The 7,020-nt window shown below is 59.4% G+C and carries 6 protein-coding genes; all 6 read right to left on the minus strand.

Features of this window, described 5'->3' with window-relative positions; genetic code table 11:
• Positions 1 to 257, minus strand: a 257-nt coding sequence (locus BQ17_RS08855) for an Rpn family recombination-promoting nuclease/putative transposase (RefSeq protein ID WP_256091531.1), incomplete at its 3' end; no start/stop codon positions are given.
• 88 nt (positions 258 to 345) lie between these two features.
• Positions 346 to 3,921: a type VI secretion system membrane subunit TssM gene (tssM, locus tag BQ17_RS08860; protein WP_089726258.1), complete on the minus strand. Its 3,576-nt coding sequence runs from the start codon at positions 3,919 to 3,921 to the stop codon at positions 346 to 348.
• Positions 3,918 to 4,526 (minus strand): hypothetical protein, encoded by a 609-nt coding sequence (locus BQ17_RS08865; protein WP_089726260.1) that lies wholly within the window; start codon positions 4,524 to 4,526, stop codon positions 3,918 to 3,920. The genes tssM and BQ17_RS08865 overlap by 4 nt, the downstream gene beginning before the upstream one ends.
• A 9-nt stretch (positions 4,527 to 4,535) precedes the next feature.
• A complete protein-coding gene (locus BQ17_RS08870) occupies positions 4,536 to 5,036 on the minus strand; it encodes a hypothetical protein (RefSeq protein ID WP_089726262.1) in 501 nt (166 codons plus the stop codon).
• Entirely contained in the window at positions 5,036 to 5,602 is a 567-nt protein-coding gene (locus BQ17_RS08875) for a hypothetical protein (RefSeq protein ID WP_141699182.1), read from the minus strand. The genes BQ17_RS08870 and BQ17_RS08875 overlap by 1 nt, the downstream gene beginning before the upstream one ends.
• Positions 5,603 to 6,641: 1,039 nt before the next feature.
• Positions 6,642 to 6,854, minus strand: coding sequence for a JAB domain-containing protein (locus BQ17_RS24085; RefSeq protein WP_369406465.1), 213 nt, complete (start codon positions 6,852 to 6,854; stop codon positions 6,642 to 6,644).
• Positions 6,855 to 7,020: the final 166 nt, after the last annotated feature.

The following is a 7,020-nucleotide window of genomic DNA, read 5'->3' on the forward strand; positions in this document are numbered from 1 at the left end:
CGGATCAGGTCTTGGTAGAGAAGTCCGAGGTAGGTCTGGATACGCACCGCCATCCAGCGATCTATCGTGGATTGGAACTCGAGCAACAGGTACACATAGAGCCAATCCTGGCCCCAGCGCACGCGCCAGATCAGGTCATCGGCCCGGTCGCGGAGGTCGTCGCTGACATAGCTGCCGCTGCATTTCTCCAGCGTGGTCAGGTCCAGCTCCTTGACCCAGGTATCCGGTACGAAGCCCCGCAACAGGTCGCCGACCATCGCGGTATGCGAATACAACAGCTTGTAGCTGCTGTCGTGGGTTGGGCCGCGGCCTGTCTCCTCCTTCGTCACGCTATGACCTCATTATTCACAGACGCACCGGACAGCGAAAGTTGCGTAGCTCCGTGACTCCGAATGGGTTGCGCACACTGAGGGCGTCCAAGTCGAAGGTTACGCGCAGGCCATTATCGATTCGGAATGTGACCCGATAGCGTTCGTCACTGATCCTTTTCAATACGGAGCGGTCGAGAATTCGAAACCAGGCCCAGGGACCCTGCTCGGTGACACTGTACTCCTCGTCGATGAGGTCCAGGAAGGATAGGCGCACCCGCCCCGTACCCTCGGGCACCGGCCACTTGAGCCGCCAGGAGCGGCCCGCCTCGTGCCGGAAGGTAACGACCTGCCCTTCCAGATCGAGGATGAACTGTTTGGCCCGGTCGTCCATGCTCACCGCCTCCAATTTGAACTCGACCGTCAGGTCGGACCCGCCGGCCGGGAAGAAGGCCGCGCGGATAGCCGCGGCGAGTTGGAACTGGGCCAATGCATCCGCGGAGATCCGCCTCTGGTCGTCCCCGACCCAGCGCCAGGGATCGCCGGTCGTATCCACGGCCCCGGAGAAGTTCTCTTTGAAGAAGCGATCCAGGTCCCCGTTGGGGCCGAACAGCTGCCCGAAGTCCTTGAGGGGGATTTCGGCCGTACCCGCGGGGCGAAAAGGATAGCGGCTGCGGGTGGCGCGTCGGCATAGCGGGAGTACCTCCGCCTTCCAGAGCCGGTTGAGTTCGGCCTGTACCTCTCCCGATACCATGTTCTTGCTGTCTCGGGCCAGGTTGTCGAGCCAACTACCGAGGGGCCCTGGGAGGCTCTGGGCGGCCCGCACCACTGCATCGGCCTCTTTGCTCTCCTGCTGCTTGAAAATTTCGAGCAGCTTGGGTCCCTTGCCCACCCGGTCCGCATAATTGTTCATATAAACGTACAGGGGGTGGAGCTGATCCAAGACGGATTCCAGCTCCGAGACCTTGCCCCCCTCGGTATCGACCAGGTCGTGGAGATCCGAGAAGGCCGCACTCACGATATGTTCCGGGGGTTCTTTGGGGCGGCGGCTCCCCGCTGACTCGATCCTTTCGGCATCTTCCCACAACCTGCCGATCCGGCCCGCCCGGCGTTGCACATAATCCACGGCCGCCTCGATACGGCCGGCCTGTGCCTCCTGTTCCGCCTCCCGGCGCGCCAGATCGGTCTCCCGCACGATGGCCCGGAACAGCAGGAGCAACGGGGAGTCGCGTTTGTCGGATAAGAGACCCAGAATGGCCGCGGTCTCTCTGGGACCGCGCCCGCCGCGGAGCGCGAGATCGTCCAACAGGGCCCGCCACTGTCTGATGTATTCCTGCAGATAGAGCCCGCGCACGTCGCCTAACAAGGCCATCTTGTCTGCCAGCGAGACGCCGGTACCCAGGACCCACCGCTCATTTTCCAGGGTGGCGATCAACTTCGACACCCGCGGTCGGAACCCCTGGTGATAGGCATCATAGGTGTAGAGGGCGTCGATTCCCGTCGCGAGCGCCTGACCGCTCTTGCGTTCTAATACCTGATCGGCGTAGGGTCCTGCGGCGCGACTGACGATGAAGTCGGGAAACTTGTCGCCGACGCCGGTTTGTTGCAGACGGGAGAAGACGCGCTCGGCGGGGAGCGGGCGGTTCAGGACCGCGCGCGCCCGTTCGACGAGTCCCTGATCCATCTCATGGGGTCGATAGGCCAGGGGCTCCTGCGTGAACAGGGCCTTAAGATGGCGTTGCAGATCCGCGTGCTGCTCCACGGGGATCTCCCGCGGCCAGTTGTGTTTCCAATAGCCGTTGGCCCAGGCCCGTACCGTCTCCGCATCATAGTGCGCGTCGTCGTAGAGCATCAGATAGACACGCAGGGCCTCGTAGAGCTTGTCCGGTTCGGCGAAGAGCCTTCGGATCTGATCTTCGAGGCCCAGGATGACGGCAGACAGCAGGGTCTTTTCCAAGGCCCTGATATAGCCGTCACGGGCCGCCTCTCCGAGCTTGCCGTGCTGGGACAGCCCGAACCTCGCCGACAGCGGGACCCGGTCGTCGGCGTAGCCGCCGGGGATGTCCCGCATGGCGTTGAGCAGGGGCAGGAATCGCAAGGGCTCCCGCTGCTCCTGCGGCTGCAACCCGTCGATCTGCACCTGAATGGCATGGGTCCGGGCGGCGACCTCCTCGATGTAGGCCTGGTTGCGCAGATAGCTGGTCAGCCAGGCCGCGGCGGCGATGGCCGTAATGCCGATGGCCGCCGCATAGGCGCCCCGCTGCACCCAACGGCGATGCCGCTCCAAACGCAGGTCGGTCCCGGCCAGGCCGGCCTCCCGCAAGATCAGGTCGCGGAACAGGCGGTTGATGAAGAAGCCCTTACCGCTGCCGGTGAAGGCCGACGCGGCCTGCCGGTCGAGTCCCAGGTTGGCCACCAGCACGCCCATCACCCGATCGATGGGCGCCCCGGTCTGGGTCCCGCTGGTGAAATAGACGCCGCGGACCAGCGGGTGCTCTTCGTACCGGCTCGGTTGAAAGACGTCCCTTAAGAAGCCGTCCACGACCTCCTTGAGGGCGGCGAGCTGCTGCGAAAAGGCGAAGATCAGGGCCCGTTTCTTGAGATCGCGTTCCTGCTGCAAGCGTCCCAGCAGCTGCTCGTTGAGACGCCCTTCCAAGCGGTCGAACTCGCGGGAAAACTCCGCGATGCCGTCGGTTGCCCCCGTGTGCGCGTCCAGGTGAAAGGTCATGCCCCAGACCTGCTCCCGATCCTCCTGGCCCAGGTCGCCGAAGACCTCCATGAAGCCCGCGATCAGATCGCCCTTCATGAACAACACATACATGGGAAACCGAACCCCTAAGTGCTGGTGCAGCTCCTGGACCCGTTGCTTGACGGCACGGGCCTGGAGGGTCCGCTCGGTAACCGTCTGCTGCATCAGATCGGCCAGACTGACCGCCACCAAGACGCCATTGATGGGCCGCCGCGGGCGGTGCTTCTTGAGCAGGGCGAGGAATCCCAACCAGGCGGCACTGTCCACGACCTCGTGGCTGTCCTGGGTGGTATAGCGGCCCGCGGTATCGAGCAGCACCGCCTCGTCGGAGAACCACCAGTCACAGTTGCGGGTGCCCCCGACGCCGCGGATGGGGTCCTGGCCGAAACGCTCCGCGAGCGGGAAGCGCAGGCCGGAGTTGATCAGGGCCGTGGTCTTGCCGCATCCGGGGGGACCGATGATGAGGTACCAGGGCAATTGATAGACGTAAGTGCCGCCGAGCCGCCCTTTGGTGTCCGCCTGTTTCAATACCGCCATGGCCTCGCCGAAACGCCCGCGCAGGGTCTCGAGCTCCTCGCCGGAGGCCACTTCCGCGGCGTCCGGCTCCGGCTCGGGGGCAGCCGCCATCTGCTCTGTCATTTGGCGGTTTTTCCGCCGGGCGGCGATGGCCTTCCAAGCCTGGACCAGGGCCCAGATACCGAACAGACAGCCGATAAGGATCCAGCGTGGTCGCGTCTCTTCCAGCGGATAGGAGTCGGCGAATCCGAACAGGGGCCCTAGGAACCAGACCAGCAGCGCCAGGGCGAGTACGCCCAGGAGGGTGAGGAACCAGGGTTTGCCCAGGGACCGGAATAGTTTCTTCATGGTCGGATGCACGTGTCGGGGGGTGTCAGACGATCTCTGTCAAATATCGACACGCCCTGATCCTCGTCCTCCTCCGGATCGATCAAAACGGCGTCGAGCCTTGCATCATAAGCCTCCACCACCACCTCCATCTGCTTCTCCGAGATCCGCTCCACACACCAGAGCCGGATATAGTCCCGGACCATCCGCTCGCAGACCTCGGAGACCTCGGAGAAGATGACCAACTCCTCGATCGGGGTTTTGAGGTCCTGGTCTGTCTTTCCGTAAGTCAGGCTGGGACCGCAAGGTATATAGTAGGCGTCCCCCCGATAGGTGATCGGCTCCCAGGTCTCCAGATCCAGCTCTGGAAACTGGTCGTTATTGACGCTCTGAATGATCCTCAGCATCCGGGGTGGCATCAGCTTTCGGTTGCTGACACTCAGGATCGGGCTGCCGTCCTCGGGATCCGCCGCCCACTCGGGTCCCCAGTCCGCGGCCACCGATTCCGGCAGGCTATCCCGCAGGAGCTCGGCCCAGTAGAGCTCCAGCATCAGGAATTGCAGGTCGTCGCTTTGAAAATCGCGAAAGGGGAAATCCGGGTGGCGTTTGATCTGCTCCAGCTTCATGACGGTGGCTCACTCCGTGAAATTATTGGACGGGCCGTAGGAATCCAGATCGATACGATTGCCTCCCTTGCGTCTTTTCTTTGGGAACGTCTCGCTGCCGAGAAAACCGCCGTTTGACGGACAAGATTCGATGAACCGCTTGCAGCTTTCATGGTCAAGCTCAAGCACCTTTTTCTGTCTCTTGGTAAGCATCCCGAAGGTCGCCTCCGCGCGCCCGATCCCTTCCGCGACCGTTACCGGCGATTGCTTGAAGATTGCCGGGGCGCCGACGGTCGACTTCGTGGTGCCCCCGATGATCTTTCCCTGGGCATGTACCCTGGCCGACCATTTGTTGTCCCGACACTTCCCCCGACAGTGTGTAGCGTCCTTGGTCTGACTTGCCGACTTGGTTTGGTGGCGGCTCGATGACATGGCCAGCCCGTAGGCGGCCGTGCCCACTGCGACGACCCCGAAGACTGCCCAGCCCGGCGGTCCGGCGGCCAGTGCCGGCGCGGCGGCGATGGCGCCCATCAGCGGGCCTTCCCTTGCCGCTCCACCGCCGCGAAGAAGGCCATGATGATATGGCGCGCCTTGGCGAACGGCGACAGGAACGGGTGGTTCAGGACATCGGCGAACTTGTCCATCGCATAGAAAGGCAGTCTGGAGGCGATGCGGACCAGGCACCAGTCGTAGATCGGGTCTTCTTCATCGACCCCGAGCCGCTCCGCGGCCCGGACCGCCTCGGTGATGTCGGCATGCAGGGTCTCGCCATAGTCGCCGGTCAATACCGGTTGCTCCTTGCGCATGCGCTGCTCGACCTCCTTGGCTGTCCGCTCGACATAGCGCTCCACTGCGTCCTGCTCCAGCGCGTCCCACTGCTCTTGTCGAATCTTCAGCATCTCGTCTTGCTCCCATGCCTCCGGCATGAATTCTTGCAGCATCGATTCTCGCGGCGTCAGCCAGGGGTTATTCGGGGCCGCGTCGAATCCCGAGCGGCAACTCGACAGCAACCGCCACTGGTGACTTGGTTCCTGCAACCTGGCCGGCATGACGCAGCCGGCAAACGGATTCATTGGCGGCAAAGGAATGGTTCCCATGTTCTCGATACTTCGGCACTGCTGTACTTAGAACCTGTCTGGCAAAAAAGGCAAAACCTTTAGGGTAGTGGTAAACTTATAAGTGAAAGAGTAGAGCGATTCATCCTTTTGATCCCCTCTCCCCAACCCTCTCCCAGGAGAAAGGAGGGGGCATAGCGGCCAGTGCCGTTGGTCATGTTACAACTTAGATATTAACCACTACCACCTTTAGCTATAGACAAAACGCTCTCTGATTTTCCCATCATTGATTTCAGGAACTTTCCTTCCAATATTTGGATGTTCTGGGATTTTCCTTGATGTTGCTAGTATTTTGGAAACAACAGCCCTAGCATAAAACTCAGAATCTCTTCTAATATTTCAGCTATTGATTCGAGATCTTCTGCTGCTTCCGGAGACCAATTTACTGAGAAATCCATCTGCTGAAATTCCTTTCAACTTCTTCTTGACTCAATGTGCCTTCAATTTTTGCCCGGGATATTCCTCTTTGTATTTTTTCTATCACAATACAGATGATATTGAACATCTTCAAGCGTGCAATCTTCTGGTAATGTATTTAAGAGCGATTTCACTTCTTCTTTTGCTGTATTCATAAAAACAACCTCATTGCTTTTTTGCACATAACGGCTTGGCTCAGGCGCCCAATGCCGCGCGGCACTGAGCTCGAAAGTCGCTGAGGAGCCGGACCGCGGCAGTGGGTCGCTCGCAGCCAAATGTTAGGCGAATGAGCTGTAAAAACGACCCATCAATTGAGCCTGGCCCCTTTTCTGGTTAGCCTATTTGGGTTCTAATAGTTTTTTAATTTCTTCTATTGAAAGTCGAGTATATTTCACAATTTTATCTATTGATTCTCCATCTGTTTTTATGACCTTTGCCATTTCAACAGCACCTTACTCCTTCCCAAGTTGAATCCCCTCATTTTTGCCTTCATTGCTTCAATGACTTTAGTACGCGAAGCGTACCATAGTTGAAACTATGGACTTTCAGTCCCTTCACTTTCAGTCCGTGGCTTGTCCACGGATGAGGACTTTAGTCCTCCAGACTATGGACTTTCAGTCCATAATGGTTGATTCCTGATCCGCTCCTTGAGCTTATAAGGCAAAATCCAGCGCTCGCTTGCCTGAAGTTTCTTGAAGACCCCCGACTCGACAAAGCTATGATAGGTTTCGTCGCTGATGATCAGATGATCGATCACTTCGACCTTGAGGAATTTGCCCGCTTGAATAAAATGATCGGTGAGATCCTGATCTTCGATTGAAGGGGACCTTGAAAAATCCCATACTCAATGCTTTTCACGACGACGACCGCAAAGTGTGATTTTCGAACGCCTTAACTATCATATGGTGGTAGTGGTTAATATCTAAGTTGGAACATGACCAACGGCACTGGCCGCTATGCCCCCTCTCCCTCCGGGAGAGGGT

Origin of the sequence: Candidatus Thiosymbion oneisti (assembly GCF_900092655.1) — a bacterium.
GTDB classification, from domain to species: domain Bacteria; phylum Pseudomonadota; class Gammaproteobacteria; order Chromatiales; family Chromatiaceae; genus Thiosymbion; species Thiosymbion oneisti.